The 16,728-nt window shown below is 51.1% G+C and carries 14 protein-coding genes; 9 read left to right on the top strand and 5 right to left on the bottom strand.

The features are described from left to right. Window positions 1-24 precede the first annotated feature (24 nt). Window positions 25-195, top strand: coding sequence for a hypothetical protein (locus C2M29_RS16545; protein ID WP_158684629.1), 171 nt, complete (start codon window positions 25-27; stop codon window positions 193-195). A gap of 9 nt (window positions 196-204) precedes the next feature. Here the strand turns inward: C2M29_RS16545 and katG are convergent, their stop codons facing one another. Beyond that, window positions 205-2,367, bottom strand: coding sequence for a catalase/peroxidase HPI (gene katG, locus C2M29_RS02475; protein WP_105188226.1), 2,163 nt, complete (start codon window positions 2,365-2,367; stop codon window positions 205-207). Window positions 2,368-3,028: 661 nt separating this feature from the next. Between katG and C2M29_RS02470 the strand changes: the two genes are divergently transcribed. From C2M29_RS02470 to C2M29_RS02450, 6 genes are all read left to right on the top strand, one after another. Further along, window positions 3,029-3,733 (top strand): 1-acylglycerol-3-phosphate O-acyltransferase, encoded by a 705-nt coding sequence (locus C2M29_RS02470; protein WP_105188616.1) that lies wholly within the window; start codon window positions 3,029-3,031, stop codon window positions 3,731-3,733. After that, window positions 3,734-4,069 (top strand): ribonuclease E inhibitor RraB, encoded by a 336-nt coding sequence (gene rraB / locus C2M29_RS02465; protein WP_105188225.1) that lies wholly within the window; start codon window positions 3,734-3,736, stop codon window positions 4,067-4,069. Window positions 4,070-4,154: 85 nt separating this feature from the next. After that, on the top strand, window positions 4,155-4,409 hold the full coding sequence (locus C2M29_RS16670) for a DUF3391 domain-containing protein (RefSeq protein WP_233998336.1): 255 nt from the start codon (window positions 4,155-4,157) through the stop codon (window positions 4,407-4,409). Window positions 4,410-4,416: 7 nt separating this feature from the next. Beyond that, on the top strand, window positions 4,417-5,397 hold the full coding sequence (locus C2M29_RS02460) for an HD-GYP domain-containing protein (protein WP_233998335.1): 981 nt from the start codon (window positions 4,417-4,419) through the stop codon (window positions 5,395-5,397). A gap of 590 nt (window positions 5,398-5,987) precedes the next feature. Next, a complete protein-coding gene (locus C2M29_RS02455; RefSeq protein WP_105188224.1) occupies window positions 5,988-7,247 on the top strand; it encodes an outer membrane protein transport protein in 1,260 nt (419 codons plus the stop codon). Window positions 7,248-7,387: 140 nt separating this feature from the next. Next, complete coding sequence (locus tag C2M29_RS02450) at window positions 7,388-7,708, top strand: hypothetical protein (protein ID WP_105188223.1); 321 nt, start codon at window positions 7,388-7,390, stop codon at window positions 7,706-7,708. A gap of 70 nt (window positions 7,709-7,778) precedes the next feature. On the opposite strand, the gene C2M29_RS02445 is transcribed toward C2M29_RS02450, so the two are convergent. The 4 genes from C2M29_RS02445 to pepA form a co-directional block, all read right to left on the bottom strand. Next, window positions 7,779-9,107 (bottom strand): mechanosensitive ion channel family protein, encoded by a 1,329-nt coding sequence (locus C2M29_RS02445; protein WP_442792533.1) that lies wholly within the window; start codon window positions 9,105-9,107, stop codon window positions 7,779-7,781. Window positions 9,108-9,318: 211 nt separating this feature from the next. Then, window positions 9,319-12,165 carry a valine--tRNA ligase gene (locus C2M29_RS02440; RefSeq protein WP_105188222.1) on the bottom strand — a complete coding sequence of 949 codons (2,847 nt, stop codon included), beginning with the start codon at window positions 12,163-12,165 and terminating at the stop codon, window positions 9,319-9,321. Between the two features lie 27 nt (window positions 12,166-12,192). After that, a complete protein-coding gene (locus C2M29_RS02435; RefSeq protein ID WP_105188614.1) occupies window positions 12,193-12,627 on the bottom strand; it encodes a DNA polymerase III subunit chi in 435 nt (144 codons plus the stop codon). Window positions 12,628-12,743: 116 nt separating this feature from the next. Beyond that, on the bottom strand, window positions 12,744-14,258 hold the full coding sequence (gene pepA, locus C2M29_RS02430; protein WP_105188221.1) for a leucyl aminopeptidase: 1,515 nt from the start codon (window positions 14,256-14,258) through the stop codon (window positions 12,744-12,746). Window positions 14,259-14,505: 247 nt separating this feature from the next. On the opposite strand from pepA, the gene lptF reads away from it, so the two are divergent. Both lptF and lptG read left to right on the top strand, forming a co-directional pair. Beyond that, window positions 14,506-15,618 carry an LPS export ABC transporter permease LptF gene (lptF, locus tag C2M29_RS02425; protein WP_105188220.1) on the top strand — a complete coding sequence of 371 codons (1,113 nt, stop codon included), beginning with the start codon at window positions 14,506-14,508 and terminating at the stop codon, window positions 15,616-15,618. Then, window positions 15,615-16,679 carry an LPS export ABC transporter permease LptG gene (gene lptG / locus C2M29_RS02420; RefSeq protein ID WP_105188219.1) on the top strand — a complete coding sequence of 355 codons (1,065 nt, stop codon included), beginning with the start codon at window positions 15,615-15,617 and terminating at the stop codon, window positions 16,677-16,679. The genes lptF and lptG overlap by 4 nt, the downstream gene beginning before the upstream one ends. The last annotated feature ends 49 nt before the right edge of the window (window positions 16,680-16,728 follow it).

Here is a 16,728-nt window from a genome sequence, read left to right as displayed (position 1 = left end):
CCTTATCAGAGTAAGAGTCAGCGAATGAACCGAATATCGCAATTGCGGTTGGCACAGATAGTGAGCGAGGCCGACGCGGCCAGCAAAGAGTGGATGGCTGCGAGATTGAACTTGCAGGCAGTACACCTGAGCCTGAACTGGCAGACACAACCGAAGAATAAAAAAGAGGGCAGCAGCCCTCTTTTTTATGTCTAAGCAAACACCTTACAAATCGAAGCGGTCGGCATCCATTACCTTGCACCAGGCCCTGATAAAGTCGTGCACAAAGCGATGCTTGTTATCATCCTGGGCGTAAAACTCCGCGTAGGCGCGCAGTACCGAGTTGGAGCCGAAGATTAAATCGACCCGGGTTGCCGTCCATTTGGCTACGTCGGTTTCGCGGTCAACCAGATCGTAAAGGCCGTCGCTGCGCGGTTGCCAACGATAGGCCATATCGGTGAGGTGCACGAAGAAGTCATTGCTCAGTACGCCCACGCTGCTGGTAAACACGCCATGTTCACTGCCGCCATAATTGGTGCCGAGCACGCGCATACCGCCGACCAGCGCAGTCATTTCTGGCGCCGTGAGACCCATAAGTTGAGCGCGGTCGAGTAGCAGCTCTTCGGCGGGCACCGCATAGTCTTGTTTTAGCCAATTGCGAAAGCCATCGGCGATGGGCTCCAACGGCGCAAATGACTCCGCATCCGTCATTTCGATACTGGCATCGCCGCGTCCCGGTGAGAAGGGCACATTGGTGGCGACGCCGGCGGCATGGGCCGCTTGCTCAACCGCGGCACAGCCGCCAAGCACGATTAAATCGGCCAGGCTAACTGGTTTACTTAGCTCTGCCTGTAATTTTTCCAGCGCATCAAGGACGCGAGCAAGGCGTGCCGGCTCGTTGCCCGGCCAATTCTTTTGTGGCGCCAAGCGAATACGGGCGCCGTTGGCGCCGCCGCGGTGATCCGAGCCGCGATAGGTGCGGGCGCTATCCCAGGCGGTACTGATCAAATCGTTGTGGCTGACGCCGCAATCTAGCAGCTTGACCTTAAGCTCGTCTATTTCATGGTTGCTAAGGATATAATTCACCGCAGGGATAGGATCTTGCCAAATCAGATCCTCATTGGGCACATCGGCGCCTAAGTAGCGGGCCTTGGGACCGAGATCCCTGTGTGTCAGCTTGAACCAGGCGCGGGCAAATACATCGCTAAAGTAGTCAAAATCCTTGGCGAAGCGCTCGATAATGGCACGGTAGCTGGGGTCCATCTTCATCGCCATATCGGCGTCTGTCATGATCGGGTTATGGCGAATGCTGGGATCTTCGGCGTCGACGGGCTTGTCTTCTTCCTTAATATTGATGGGCTCCCACTGCCAGGCGCCGGCCGGGCTTTTTTTCGATTCCCACTCATAGTTCAATAGTAAATAACAGTAACCATTGTCCCAACGAGTGGGGTGACTGGTCCAGGCACCTTCTAAGCCCGAAGTAAGGGTGTCGCTGCCGATACCGCGCTGGGTATGGTTAATCCAGCCCAGGCCTTGCTCGCTGATATCGGCGGCCTCGGGCTCTGGGCCCAGCAGTGTTTCATCGCCGTTGCCGTGTGCCTTGCCCACTGTATGGCCACCCACGGTAAGCGCCGCGGTTTCTTCGTCATTCATGGCCATGCGAGCGAAGGTTTCGCGCACTTGTGCCGCGGTTTTCAGCGGATCCGGCTGGCCGTTGACGCCTTCGGGATTGACATAGATAAGCCCCATTTGTACCGCCGCTAAGGGATTTTCCATGGTGCTCGGCTGGTTGACGTCGTCATAGCGTTCATCGCTGGGCGCCAGCCATTCTTTTTCTGCGCCCCAATAGACGTCTTTTTCCGGGTGCCAAATATCCTCGCGACCGCCGGCAAACCCAAAGGTCTTTAAGCCCATGGACTCATAGGCCATATTACCGGCAAGGATGATCAAGTCGGCCCAGGATAAACGATTGCCGTATTTTTTCTTGATCGGCCACAGCAGGCGCCGAGCCTTGTCGAGGTTGGCGTTATCGGGCCAGGAATTAAGGGGAGCAAAGCGCTGATTGCCGGTGCCGGCGCCACCGCGACCATCGGCAATACGGTAGGATCCGGCGGCGTGCCAGGCCATGCGGATCATCAAGCCACCATAATGGCCCCAATCCGCCGGCCACCAGGGTTGGCTGTGGGTCATCAGGGCCTTAAGGTCTTGTTTCACCGCCTCGAGATCGAGCTTTAAAAATTCCGCGCCATAGTCGAAGTCCCGGTCATAGGGGGTGGACTTGCCATCATGCTGGTGGAGGATGTCGAGGTTGAGGGTATTTGGCCACCAGTCGGTGTTGGCCTCGGCGTTATGGGTCAGACCGCCGTGCATTACGGGACACTTAGTCATTGGGGGTTCCTTTTAGTATCAAAATCAGGACTACATCCAACAGCCGACATAGATGAAGTGACGTTAGCTAATGACTCAAGTGTAGCCAATGGAGGTGCTAAAGGTGGGATATTAACCAATAAAAACCGCAACCTAACAAGCAGCCTTGGTGCAGCGCACAGGACAAGCCTGTGCTATGTTTACAAAGGCGCTAAAGTAGGGTCTGTTGACCTTTGTTGTTTGTTTCTGCAGCCGTTTGTAGCGGATTTATACAAGGCGGCACATGTGTGGTGTAGTTATTCTACATGAACATGTAACAACACAGTAGAAATGCGCTACAAGCGCTGCCCTGCGGGTTCATCTAAACGCATCCTGCTCTGTGTTGCTCGCTATGAACATAGGCGAGCAAGACCGAAGCAATGCTTCGCAGCTTAGCGAGGTGAGCGCATGGATGCGCGATGTAACCAAGCTTCACGGATGAATTAAACCACATAAATCAGTGATGATATTCATCAGAATGCGTTTAGATTGAACATAAAGTAAACCGCAAAGATAAACAGACCCTAATAATGGCCCTAGGTATTTTGGCTGCGCAGAGATAATAAAAAGCGGCGTACAAGTGTTCGCTAAAATAAATCAGCCTATGTATAATGCCGGCCAATCTCGAAAGTTGGAGTTAATTGTGCTGGCATTGTTACGCTTGTTGGTGATTGCGGTATTTATTCCTTGTAGTTTCATTGCAGGTTTTTTGTTGTGCCTTGTGCGTCCGTTTCATGGCGATAATGTACGGGTGATCGGTAGCTGGTATGCGGCGACGTCGCGCGTATTCGGTGTTAAACTCGTGATCGAAAAAGATGAGTCCATCATCAGTGGCGAGCCGGCGGTGTATATTGCCAACCATCAAAATAACTATGATATCTTTTTCTTGCCAGGAGCCCTGCAGCGCAACACCGTGAGCTTGGGTAAGAAGAGCCTAAAGTGGATCCCTTTCTTTGGTCAGCTGTACTGGCTTTCGGGTAATATCCTTATTGACCGTGGCAACCGTAAAAAAGCCATGGCCACCATTACTAAGACCACGGAAAAGCTGAAACAAGGCGGTTTGTCGCTGTGGATGTTCCCGGAAGGGACGCGCAGCTATGGCCGTGGCCTGCTGCCTTTCAAAACCGGCGCCTTTCATACCGCCGCAAACGCCAATATTCCGGTGATCCCCGTGGTGATGAGCGATACGCATAAATGTATTAAGTTAAACCGCTGGGATAATGGTACTATCTACATCAAAATGTTAGCCCCACAGCTGTTAGATTCATCCATGAGTGTTCGCCAATATGCCGATCACTTCCATGAGGTGATGAATGAAACGCTGACGCAATTAAATGAGAGAAGCTAAATGGAAAACTGGCGCGAAATAAGCGAAGAAATTGTTGAGTCTTTACTGGAAGACGGCTCTAATCCCGAGCTCCTGTACGAAGTAGAGCACCACTTTGTATGCGAAGACTTTACCGCGCTGGAAAATGCCGCGTTGGCAGCTTTTAAACTGGGTTACGATGTTGAAGAGCCGGCCGAGCTGGAACTGGAAGACGGCGGTACCATCTGGGGTTTCGATGTGGTGGTAGAGTGTGAACTCAACGCCGATGCCATTATGGAAGACGTAGACAAGCTGGTGGCCATTGCCGAGCAAAACCAGGTTGAATACGATGGCTGGGGTACTTACTTCCAAGACTAAAAGATGGTTTTTACCACCAATTCTAGACTTTAAGTATTAGTTGGTGGTAACGTCCTTTCAGTCCTTCAATTGCTAGCCCTGTTTTATGTTGATCTCCTTACCTATTAGCGAGTTAAAGCCCGGCATGTTTGTCGATCGCGTCAATAGGCAGGTCGCCGGGGCGGCAATTAAAATCAAAACCCGTGGCATGGTCCGCGACCCCGCTATTATTGCGCGCCTGCACAAAGAAGGAGTGGAGGAATTGACCGTCGACTTTGCCCAAAGCGAGGTGGCCATTCCCCGTCATTTGCAGCCTACCACCGCACCATCCGATACTCCCGAAAACACCAACCAAGTCTAGCGAACACATGCCAGCCAAGGTAAGCGTATGTGGGTCTACTCAGGCCTCGTTGGAACAGGAGTTTTTAATCGCCAGCACCTGCTATGAACAAAGCCAGGGTAAGCTGCGTGCCATGTTTCATGACCTGAGCGCCGGTATGCTGGTAAATTTGGAGCTGCTTTGCGATATTGCCGATGCCATCGTCGATTCGGTGTTTCGTAACCCCGATGCCATGGCGGCGTTAACTTTATTGCGCGACCAGCAAAGCTATACCTGGCGACATATGCTCAATTGCGCCATTCTCACCGCGATTTTTGCCCGGTATCTCGGCTATGAGATGAATAAGGTCAGGCAAATGGCGCTGGCTGCCTTATTGCACGATATTGGTTTGGCCAAGGTGCCACAGGGCATATTTTCAAAGGCGGGCCATTTAAGCGAGCTCGAGCTCAAGGCGGTGCGCAAGCATGTGGCTCTGGGATTAGGCATGCTCAAAGGGCAAAAGCATATCACAGGTATGATGTTGGAGATGATAGTCAATCATCACGAGCGCCTTGATGGCAGTGGTTACCCGCGCGGTCTCGGTGCCGACAAACTATCCCGCGAAGCGCGTATTCTGGCCATTGTCGATGTCTATGCGGCAATGATTGCCGATAAGCCCTACAAACAGGCGCAGGAGCCCCTTGGTGCCTTACGCTATTTAATGGCACAGCAAGATTTGTTTGATCAGGCCCTGGTGCAGCGCTTTATTAAATGCGTGGGCATTCATCCAATCGGCACCCTGGTGCAGTTGACTAATGAGCGTTTGGCCATCGTGGTGCAGGGCAACAGCGACAATCCCATTCGCCCTAAGGTGCGGGTGTTTTACAACACTCTACATCGCCATCATATTACTCCAAAAGATATCGACCTGAGCCGCACCAAGGATGATATTAAAATTACTGCGTCCACCTGCGGTAGCGACTTTGATCTTAACCCGGCTCGGTTGCTTAAGGAGCATTTACTGCCTTAACCCCTGGTCTATAACTAGGTCGGTTGCCTCTTGCCGTCTCTTTAACGCGCTTCCTTGCAATTGAGCTCACTCTCAGTCGTGCTTGCAGCCGAAGCTTCAGCGGATTCATTAGATAGGTGCCTCCTAAGCAACCGGTAATCATTAAAAACCAGGCCAGAGAGCCAAGGTGACTATGCAGCGCCAAGGCACAGCCTCCTAAACTTGCCAGCTGGCTGACTATGCCCAGCAGCCAGTATTTGCCAACGGGGTTATCACATTGCCCCTGGCGTGCGCAGGCGCAGTAGCAAGCGCGTATCAAGGCAAGGACGCCAAAGGCACACAAGCTCAATGCCCCGATGAGAAGTGCAAGTATGTAAAACATAACCGGCTCTGCAGATTGATAATGGCAATAGTGTAACCACTGAGTTTATTTAGTCAATGCAAATGAGATTTATTATCAATTGAGTGGTTGTGGACATACCAGTGTTAACTTTGATATAAAAATGCGAAACTTTGCCTCTAAATCACGCGTTGTTAACCAAAATTAACAGATTTTTATCATTGGATCATGTAGTGTATGCCAGTTAAACAGATAACAATGAGAATGAAGTATGCAATTTAAAAAGACCCTTTTAGCGGCATCCTTGGCGCTATTATCAACCGAATCTTTTGCCGCTGCCTTCCAGTTGGCAGAGCAGAATGTCTCAGGCCTGGGCCGTGCCTACGCCGGTGAAGCGGCGGTTGCAGATGACGCTTCTGTGGTTGCCCGCAACCCAGCGCTTATGTCGCAGTTTGACAAAGCGCAGCTAAGCATCGCCGCCATGTACGTAAAACCGGATGTAAGCCTTGAGGGTGAGAGCACCAACAATGGCCTTGACGCCGAGTTGCTTGATGACAGCAGCATTGCGCCAAGCGCGGTGATCCCGGCCGGTTACTTTACTATGCCGCTGAATGAGCAGGTAAGCCTGGGCTTTGGCGTATTCTCAAACTTTGGCCTGTCTACCGAGTTTGCTGGTGACTATGTCGCCGGTCAGATCGCTGGTGAAACCGAAATTGTGACCATCAACACCAATGTGTCGGTGGCTTATCAGCTTGACGAGGCCTGGACCCTGGCCCTGGGCGTGAACCATATTTATGCCGATGCCAAGGTAAAGCGTACCTTGGGTGCTAACCCCCTTGGTGCCCCTACCAGCCTTGAAGCAGCGCACCTTGAGGGTGATGACACGGGTTTTGGCTGGAACCTGGGTGTGGCTTATAGCCTGGATGACTATAACCGTTTAGGTTTCCACTACCGCAGCGAAACCGACCTGACCTTCGATGGTGAATACCGCAACTCGCTTCCTGCCGCCTTTGGTGGTCTTGAGGGCCGTGAGCTGCCAGGTTCACTAGAGCTAACTCTGCCTGCGATCGCCGAGTTCTCGGGCTCACACCAGTTGAACAAGGAATACGGCCTGCACTACAGCGTGGTATGGACCGGCTGGAGCAGCTTCGACAAGCTGGAAGCCTTTGTACCAGGCGTTGAGCAGCCGGTATTTGAAAAGCAGGAAGACTTCTCTGACTCAATTCGTGTTGCCATCGGTGGTGATTATCAGCTTAACAGCGATATTAAATTGCGCGCCGGTTTAGCCTTTGACGAGTCGCCGGTATCACAACAGCACCTGTCAATTTCTATCCCGGACACCGATCGCTTCTGGTTCTCATTCGGCGCCGAGTGGCAGCTGGATGAAGCCTCAAGTGTGGACCTGGGCGCCAGCATTATCCGTGGTAAAAAACAGAGCTTTGTTGAGAGCGATGAGCTTGGTCAGCAATGGGGCTTTGAATCCGAAGGTAATGCCTACCTATTCGGTGCTCAGTACAACTACAGCTTCTAAGCCTTGTAGAAACTATGATAAGAAAAAGCCAAGCATCTGCTTGGCTTTTTTGTGCGTGTTGCGAGAGAGGTGTTGACGCTTCATGGTCTGTTCATTATAAATTGTTAGGCTAAATGAAAGACTTAACAAGGGATATTGGTATGAAAAGCTATTTATGTGTTGCCGTAATCGGCCTTAGCCTAGTGACGGGAATGGCCCAGGCCAAAGATCACAAAGACAAGGGTAAGGGCAAAGGCAGTCTACCACCTGGTCTGCAAAAGAAAGTTGATAACGGTGGCTCATTGCCTCCGGGTTGGCACAAAAAATATCACCAGGGTGACATCCTTGATTATGATATCTACCGCCGTGGTCGTGTAATCGACACCCATGGTCGCGATGGTATTATTTCCATTGAAGTGGATAACCGCATTATCCGCTTAATTAAAAATACCCGAGAAATTGTCTCCATCTTAGGCCGCTAGGCTTTAGAGAGAATAAAAAAACGCGAGCTCAGGCTCGCGTTTTTGCGTTTTGGGCTTTGAGTCAATGTGGCTACTTGGGCGTGGTATTGGTCATAGAAGGTGGTGCATCGTCGAGTATGCGCACCTCTCTTTGTGGGAATGGGATCTCAATATTATGCGCTCGCAGCGTTTCAAATACGATTAGCAACAGGTCACCACCGACACGGTTTTTGCCATCATCAATGCCGAACATCCAAAACTCGACGAACATATTCACACCAAAATCGCCGAATGAGTCGATTTCACAATCGGGGCGCTCTTCAAAGGGAATATCCTCGCCGCTGATAACCTGAGGGTGCTCGGCAACGGCTTCTTTTATGATCTCGCACATGGCGCGGATATCGGTTTTATAGGCGACGCTAAAATCAATGCGGTAGCGCTGCTTGGGATCCTTGTGGGTCCAGTTGGTCATCAGGGAATTGATAAACTTTTCATTGGGGACGAGTATGTCTTTGCCGTCATAGGTTTCCAACACCGTATAACGCATGCGAAACTCCCGAACAAACCCCTTGCTGCCGTCTTCTAGCTCTATAAAGTCGCCTATGGTTAATGAGCGATCCACCAGGATAATAATGCCGGAAATGAAATTTGAGGCAATCGTTTGCAGGCCCAACCCCAGGCCCACACCTAGAGCGCCACCAAATACCGCAAGTGCCGTAAGGTTGATACCCATGATGTTGAGGAGCAAAAGAAAGCCGACACAGAAGAGGGCGACCTCAAACACCTTGGTAAAGACTTCCTTGGTGGTGACATCCAGCTTTTTTTGATTACGTATTAGCTTCTTACCCGTCATTCTAAAGGCTTTGCCCAGCCAAAACAGGATCACGCCGAACACTAAGACGCGGCCGATACCATAAAAAGAAACTTCAACGTTGCCAATGGTGACCGCGATGGTTTCCAGCACGGCGATAATGTGTGGGAGTATCCCTACGAGGTGCAGGAACACCAAGGGTAACACCACCCAGCGCATAAAGGCGGCAATGTGTTCGCCGTCTACCACGGCACGAACAACCGTGTTTAAAAACAGCAACACGGCGATAATTAACACCGCATTGATTAACCAGGTATCAATCTCATATTGCTCCCCCAGAAGCAAAGAGAGCGTCAGAAATGAGATGGCCAGCATGGGGTAGACCACGGCCAGCAGCTTGTTGACAACAAATTCCAGGGCATGGGCACCGCTCGCCGAGGGCTCTTTTACGGGGGTGACCTTTCTACGAAGCTTAGCTGCGATGAGAAATGAGCAGAGATAGATGGTCAGTATGATAGCCAGCTGGACGACAAAACCCATGCTGGTTAAAGCGTCCTGGGCAACAACAAAATAATTGTTCAATGCTGTAGTTAAAGACTCTGAGGTCAGGCTCAATGTGTTCGCAGTTTCTTTTGTTGTCGCCATACTTGCTCTGCTATATCAACCAAGGCACTTTGATCGTAAATATAATCTTAGGTCTAAAATGGCAAAACGAAAAAGCAGAAGGTTGTTTTTTAAACATTTAGTGTAGTGACCTTTTCTTCGGGCACAAAAAACGCGAGCCTGGGCTCGCGTTTTTAAGTTCGTTCAAAAGACTAATTTACAGGCTTTCGATTTTTGCTTTTTGCTCAAGTAGTTTCGCTTTCGCATCACTGAATTCAGCAAGTTTAGACTTTTCTTTTTCCAGTACCGCTTCCGGCGCGTTGCTTACGAATTTCTCATTAGCTAGCTTTTTCTCAACCTGTTCTAAGCCTTTTTGCGCCTTTTCAAGCTGCTTAGCGATACGGGCCAGCTCGGCTTCAACGTCGATTAGACCTGCCATGGGGATCATGATCTCCAACTGGCCAACGTAGGCGGTGGCACAGGCCGGCGCTTCGTCGGCGTTTGCAAGTACGGTTACTTCTTCAAGCTTCGCCAGCGAGCTTAAGAAATTACGGTTTTGCTCAAGACGACGAATATCTTCATCACCTGCATGAGCAAGTAGAACATTCAGCGGCTTGCTTGGGCTGATGTCCATCTCACCGCGGATGTTACGAATAGCGACGATGAATTGCTTTACCCACTCCAGGTCGGCCATGGCCGTTGCATCTACCTTGCTCTCATCGAACTGCGGGAAGGCTTGCAGCATGATGGTGTTTGCTTCGATACCGGCAATGGGTGCGACACGCTTCCAGATGGTTTCAGTGATGTAAGGCATCAATGGGTGCATCAGGCGCAGTAGGCCTTCAAGTACGGTGATCAGCGTATGACGCGTACCACGTTGTTGTACTTCGTTGCCCTTGAACAATACCGGCTTGGTTAGCTCCAGGTACCAGTCACAGAACTGGTTCCAGGTGAACTCATAAATGGTGTTGGCAGCAAGGTCAAAACGGTAGTTATCCAGGTGCTCGGTGAAGGTCTTCACTGTTTGCTGGAACTGACCTTGGATCCAACGATCCGCCAGCGAGTATTCACGCTCTGCATCGTTGAAGCCACAATCTTGCTCTTCGGTGTTCATCAGCACGTAACGGCTTGCGTTCCATAGCTTGTTACAGAAGTTACGGTAACCCTCAAGACGGTTCATGTCCCAGTTGATATCACGGCCGGTTGAGGCCATGGCTGCCAGGGTAAAGCGCAGTGCATCCGTACCGTGCGGCTCAATGCCGTCGGCGAATGTCTTACGGGTGTTCTTTTCGATCTTCTGTGCCAGCTGCGGCTGCATCATGTTGCCGGTACGCTTGGTTACCAGGCTTTCCAGGTCGATACCGTCGATCATGTCCAGTGGGTCAAGTACGTTACCCTTAGACTTGGACATCTTGTCGCCGTTTTCATCACGGATAAGGCCAGTTACATAAACGGTTTTAAATGGTACCTGTGGCTTGCCATCTTCATCTTTGATGAAGTGCAAGGTCATCATGATCATACGGGCAACCCAGAAGAAGATGATGTCAAAACCGGTTACCAAGACGTTCGACGGGTGGAATACTTTTAAGTCTTCAACCTTGTTTGGCCAGCCCAGGGTAGAGAAGGTCCACAGGGCCGATGAGAACCAGGTATCCAGTACGTCTTCGTCCTGGCTTAGGGCTACATCATCGCTCAAATTGTTGTCGCGGCGCACTTCGGCTTCATCGCGGCCAACGTAGACATTGCCGTCGTTGTCGTACCATGCCGGGATACGGTGACCCCACCAAAGCTGACGCGAGATACACCAGTCCTGGATATCGCGCATCCAGGCGAAGTACATGTTTTCGTACTGCTTAGGTACGAACTGGATATCGCCATCTTCAACCGCTTTGATTGCAGGTTCTGCAAGTGGCGCTACACGCACGTACCATTGGTCGGTAAGCAGCGGCTCAATAACAACACCAGAGCGGTCGCCGTAAGGAACGGTTAGGCTGTGGTCGTCGATTTTCTCCAGTAAACCAGCTTGCTCAAACTCTTCAACAACCAGCTTACGGGCGCAAAAGCGGTCTAGGCCGTGGAAGCGCTCAGGAATTGGTGCATCCAGCTCAAGAGGCTTACCGTCGAAGGTAAAGGTTTCACCTTCGCTTAGAATCGCCGCATCCTTGTTGAATACGTTGATCATTGGCAACTGGTGGCGTTTACCTACTTCGTTATCGTTAAAGTCGTGTGCCGGGGTGATTTTCACACAACCCGTGCCTTTTTCCATATCGGCATGCTCGTCGGCGACGATAGGAATGCGACGATTTACGATAGGAAGCAGAATTTCTTTACCGATAAGGTCCTGGTAACGCTCGTCATCCGGGTTGACCGCTACACCGGTATCGCCCAGCATGGTTTCTGGACGTGTTGTTGCTACGACTATGTAGTCTTTACCGTCTTTGGTTGTTACGCCATCAGCAAGTGGGTAGCGCAGGTTCCACATGTGGCCTTGCTTGTCTTTGTTCTCTACTTCCAGGTCAGAGATAGCCGTGTGCAGCTTTGGATCCCAGTTTACCAGGCGCTTACCGCGATAGATTAAATCTTCCTTGTGCAGGCGTACGAAAACTTCTTTCACCGCTTCAGACAGACCATCGTCCATGGTGAAGCGTTCACGGTCCCAGTCAACCGAGGCGCCAAGGCGACGAAGCTGTTTGGTGATGGTGCCGCCGGATTGTTCTTTCCATTCCCAAATCTTATCGATAAAGGCATCGCGGCCCAGATCGTGGCGGTTTTTACCTTCTTCGGCGGCCAGCTTGCGCTCAACAACCATCTGCGTGGCGATACCGGCGTGGTCGGTACCCACCTGCCATAGGGTGTTGTTTCCTTGCATGCGCTTAAAGCGGATCAAGGTATCCATAATGGTGTCCTGGAACGCGTGACCCATGTGCAGGCTACCGGTGACGTTTGGCGGCGGGATCATAATCGAGTACGCGTCGCCTTCGCCACTTGGTTTGAAGTAGCCGTTTTCTTCCCACTCTTGATAGAGGGATTGTTCAATATCTTGCGGATTGTAGGTTTTATCCATTGCCCAGAACCTTTAACTAAATTCTATCTAAACTTTTTGTGTGCTTAGCTGCGCGCCAATATCGCGAAGCTGCTTGTATTTTGCTCGTGCCATTTGTTTGCGTCGCTCATCGGCGGGCACAAAATCCAAAATGGTGTCGAAGCGGCGTATAAAATCGGGCACCGTGGAGGCTAAATTAATTAGCACGGTGCGCTTGGCAACCGGCGGTGTTTGTCCGATTTCTACAGCGGCGCCGCCACGAGAGCCTTCGCCTTGAAGGTTGTGGGGCACAAAACTATCGGCGTCAAACGCCCATAAATGCTGGTCGATAAGGTGCGCATCGTCACGATTATCAACAAAAATAAACACCCTTTTGCCCTGGCGGTATTGCTCCGCCGCAAGGCGGGCGCCAAGATCAAAATGAGCCGGCACTTCATGGCCCGGCTCATCGGCATGCTCTAGCAGGTAAAATAACGCGTACATTGCGTCCTCTACGCGGCTCGTTAATCCGCCAATTTTGACACAATCGGCTGTTTGCATCAATGAATAAGCCCCTATAAAAGGGGCTTAAACATGCTAAGGCTGATTAATTCGAAAGATTAATCTTGCGGGCTTTCCGAAACACCAGCGCGATTAATTAAATACTGGGTCAGCATAGGCACCGGACGACCGGTTGCGCCCTTGTTCTTGCCGCCACTGCGCCATGCCGTACCGGCAATGTCCAGGTGCGCCCAGTTGTACTTCTTGGTGAATTTAGACAAGAAGCAGGCTGCGGTGATGGTACCTGCTGCGCGACCACCCAGGTTGGTGAAGTCGGCAAACGGGCTTTCCAGCTGTTCGTGGTAGTCATCCCACAATGGCAATTGCCAGGCGCGGTCGCCACTTTGCTCACCAGCTTTAAGCAGGTCATGGGCCAGCGGGTTGTGGTTTGACAGCATGCCGGTAGCATGGGCACCCAGGGCGATGATACAGGCGCCGGTCAGGGTGGCCACGTCAATCACTGTGTCTGGCTCAAAGGCTTCAACATAGGTCAGGGCATCACACAGTACTAAACGGCCTTCGGCGTCGGTATTAAGTACCTCAACGGTTTGTCCCGACATGGTGGTAAGAATATCACCCGGGCGATAGGCGTTGCTGCCCGGCATGTTTTCACAGCCGGCTAAGACGCCAATGACGTTAATGGGCAGATTCATCTCGGCAATTGAGCGCATGGTACCGATAACACCGGCAGCACCGCCCATGTCGTACTTCATTTCATCCATGCCTTCGCCTGGTTTAATTGAAATACCGCCCGAGTCGAAGGTCAGGCCTTTACCCACAAGCACGATAGGCGCCGCATCTTCAACGCCGCCATTGTAGTGAATCACCGACATCACCGACTCATTGGCGCTGCCGCGACCAACGGCCAGGTATGAGTGCATGCCCAGCTCTTCCATCTCTTTCTCGCCAACCAGGTTCACAGTGACCTTGTCGAACTCCGTTTCAAGAGACTTTGCCTGCTCGCCCAGATAACGCGGGTTACAGATATTTGGCGGCATGTTGGCCACGTCTTTACACAGCTTGGCGCCTGAAGCTATGGCTAAACCGTGCTCGATGGCGCTTTCACCTATGGTCAACTCGCGACGGGTTGGGACGTTAAAGACGATTTTACGCAGCGGTCGACGTGGGTCGCTCTTTTTGCTTTTCAATTCGTTGAAGGTGTACAGGCAATCCTGGGTTGTTTCTACCGCCTGGCGAACCTTCCAATAGGTGTCGCGGCCTTTAACATGCTGTTCGGTTAAGAAACAAACGGCTTCCATCGCCCCGGTTTCGTTTAGGGTATTGATGGTTTTGGAGATGATTTGTTTATATTGTTTGTCATCTAGTTCGCGTTCTTTACCACAGCCAACCAGAAGAACGCGTTCGCTTAGCACATTAGGTACATGGTGTAGTAACAGGGTTTGTCCCGGCTTGCCTTCAAGGTCGCCGCGACGCAAAAGATTCGAAATATAGCCTTCGCTGATCTGGTCCAGCTGCTCACCAATGGGTGATAATCGACGTGGTTCATAAACACCTACCACGATACAGGCGCTGCGCTGTTTTTCTGGACTTCCACTCTTTACGCTAAATTCCATTGTGACTCCTAATTAGAGTAATAATCGGTACTCCCAGTGTGTTGTACGGCAACAGACCGAGTAAGTACTTATAATATGCCAGTGAACTATTTACGGTTTGCTCAATCCACTAAACTAAAGTGTAGACAATTACATGCCTTAGGTAGGATATTTGATCCGCTTGACATATAATAAAGTGACTAAAATAACTAGTTTACTCAAATTTTCCCACTATGCCAGTGAAACACGACGTTTTTAGGGGCGCACATTGCTGATTTTTAGATACTTAACCGCAGAAGTTTTGAAGTCGCAGGTGGCTGTTTTTGTTACCCTCATGACGATATTTGTGAGTCAAAAATTCGTTGTCATTTTAGGCGATGCCTCTGAGGGCAGTATTCCAGCAAAATTGGTGCTTTCTGTGGTTGCCTTAAAGTTGCCGCAACTGGCGTCCTTGATTCTCCCTCTGAGTATATTTTTGGGTATTATCCTCGCTTATAGTCGGGTGTATGCCGATAGCGAAATGACCGTACTGAAGGCCTGTGGTGTCAGTGAATGGTATGTGGTGCGGGTAACCTTGATCTCCAGTACCGTGCTGGCTATTTTAGCCGGTGCCATGACGCTTTATCTGGCGCCCTGGGCCAGCGAAAAAGAATATCAGCTTAAAGAACGCGCCGAGGCCGAAGCCGGTCTGTCGGCCCTGCGAGCCGGGCGTTTCCAAGAAACCGGTAACGAAAAAGCCGTGGTCTTTATTCACAATATCGATAACGGTGGCCGGGTCCTTAATCGCGTTTTTGTTGCCCAGTTGCTGCGCGGCGAAGATGTACAAAAGTCGCTGATTGTTTATGCCGACATGGGTCAGGTAGAAGAGCATGAAAACGGCGAGCAACAGCTGATCCTCAGTCAGGGTCAGCGCGTGGAATTAAAAGACAAGGGGCTTGATGTGCAGCGCACCGACTTTGACAGCTATCAGGTGCAAATCCGCGAACAGGCCATCGAGCATCAGCGTCGTAGGCTTGAAGCCGTGCCCACCTCAGAGTTGTTAAAACAAGATAGTAACGAGGCTGTGTCGCAGTTTCAGTGGCGTCTGGCCATTCCCTTATCCATTCCTCTGTTGACCTTGATTGCGGTGCCGCTGAGTGTGGTTAATCCGCGCCAGGGTAAGTTTGCCAAGCTGGTGCCAGCCATTGCCTTGTATCTGGGTTACTTTATCTTACTCAATGCCGCCAAGTTTGCCCTCGAAGATGGCAAAATCCCGGTTTCTGCCGGCTTATGGTGGGTGCATTTAAGTGCTTTATTTATAGGTGCATTTTTGATTATTAAGGGACGCCCCCTGGGTGCCTGGTTGCGCGCCAGCTTTAAGCGCAGAGGTGCCACAGCATGAAGACATTAGACTGGTATTTAGGCCGTAGCATAATGCAGACCACGGGCTTTGCCCTGTTGGTTTTGGTCGGCATCAGCACCCTGATAAAATTTATCGAACAGTTGAAATCGGTCGGGCGCGGCAATTATGACATCATAGATGCCATGCTCTACACCCTGTATAGTATTCCTGGCGACGTGGTGGTGTTCTTCCCTATGGCGGCGTTAATCGGTGGTTTGACCGGTTTAGGGGCGCTGGCCTCCAACAGCGAACTGGTGGTGATGCAAGCCGCCGGTATGTCACGCCTGCAGGTCATCGGCTCGGTAATGAAAACCGCCATTGTTATGGCCCTGTTGATGATGGCCATGGCCGAGTGGGGAGTGCCCAAGGCGGAGCAAACCGCCAAGCAACTGCGATCGCAGGCCATCTACGGGGGCGAGGTGTTTAGCGCACAGCAAGGGGTATGGGCCAAAGACGGCGATGTCTTTATTAATATCGAAGACGTTGATCAACAAGGCCAGTTAAATGGCATTCGCATGTATCACTTTGATAAGGAACTGCAACTGCAGCGGGTGACCTTTGCGGCCAAAGGGTTTAACCGTGATGGCGGTTGGATGCTGCGTGATGTTAGAACCTTACTTATGTCGGATCTGCAAATCAGTGAGCAGACTCAGGACGAATACTTTTATGCCTCGCAGTTAACCGCGGAAAAACTAGGGGTGGTCTCGGTGAAGCCGGAAACCCTGTCCTTCAGTGGTCTTTGGTCTTATTTGCAGTATTTAAAGCAAAATGATCAGGATACCAGCACCTATGAGCTCGCCCTTTGGCGCAAGATTATGCAGCCGGTGGCGTTGGCGGTAATGCTATTGGTGGCGTTATCCTTTATCTTCGGGCCGCTGCGTACCGTGACCATGGGCGCGCGTATTGTTATGGGGGTGATAACGGGTATCGTGTTCCACCTAACCGACCGCATCTTCGGGCCGATAGTGACCGTGTATCAGATCCCGGCCTTTATTGGTGCCGTGCTGCCGAGCCTACTCTTTATTGTGTTTGCCAGCTACCTACTCAAACGCCGCAATTAAAGCAACTGCGCTCACAATTACGGCGTTAAAAATGGTCTCAAAGTCCTCA

It is taken from the genome of Pseudoalteromonas sp. T1lg48 (assembly GCF_002964785.1).
In the GTDB taxonomy this organism is placed as follows: Bacteria; Pseudomonadota; Gammaproteobacteria; order Enterobacterales; family Alteromonadaceae; genus Pseudoalteromonas.
The sequence above is the reverse complement of the archived record's forward strand: the minus strand, read 5'-3'. Positions and strand labels throughout refer to the sequence as shown.

Coding starts and splice junctions, on each gene's coding strand:
- C2M29_RS16545 (WP_158684629.1), top strand. CDS start 25: ATGAACCGAATATCGCAATTGCGGTTGGCACAGATAGTGAGCGAGGCC.
- katG (WP_105188226.1), bottom strand. CDS start 2,367: ATGACTAAGTGTCCCGTAATGCACGGCGGTCTGACCCATAACGCCGAG.
- rraB (WP_105188225.1), top strand. CDS start 3,734: ATGGAAAACTGGCGCGAAATAAGCGAAGAAATTGTTGAGTCTTTACTG.
- C2M29_RS16670 (WP_233998336.1), top strand. CDS start 4,155: ATGTTGATCTCCTTACCTATTAGCGAGTTAAAGCCCGGCATGTTTGTC.
- C2M29_RS02460 (WP_233998335.1), top strand. CDS start 4,417: ATGCCAGCCAAGGTAAGCGTATGTGGGTCTACTCAGGCCTCGTTGGAA.
- C2M29_RS02455 (WP_105188224.1), top strand. CDS start 5,988: ATGCAATTTAAAAAGACCCTTTTAGCGGCATCCTTGGCGCTATTATCA.
- C2M29_RS02450 (WP_105188223.1), top strand. CDS start 7,388: ATGAAAAGCTATTTATGTGTTGCCGTAATCGGCCTTAGCCTAGTGACG.
- C2M29_RS02440 (WP_105188222.1), bottom strand. CDS start 12,165: ATGGATAAAACCTACAATCCGCAAGATATTGAACAATCCCTCTATCAA.
- C2M29_RS02435 (WP_105188614.1), bottom strand. CDS start 12,627: ATGTACGCGTTATTTTACCTGCTAGAGCATGCCGATGAGCCGGGCCAT.
- pepA (WP_105188221.1), bottom strand. CDS start 14,258: ATGGAATTTAGCGTAAAGAGTGGAAGTCCAGAAAAACAGCGCAGCGCC.
- lptG (WP_105188219.1), top strand. CDS start 15,615: ATGAAGACATTAGACTGGTATTTAGGCCGTAGCATAATGCAGACCACG.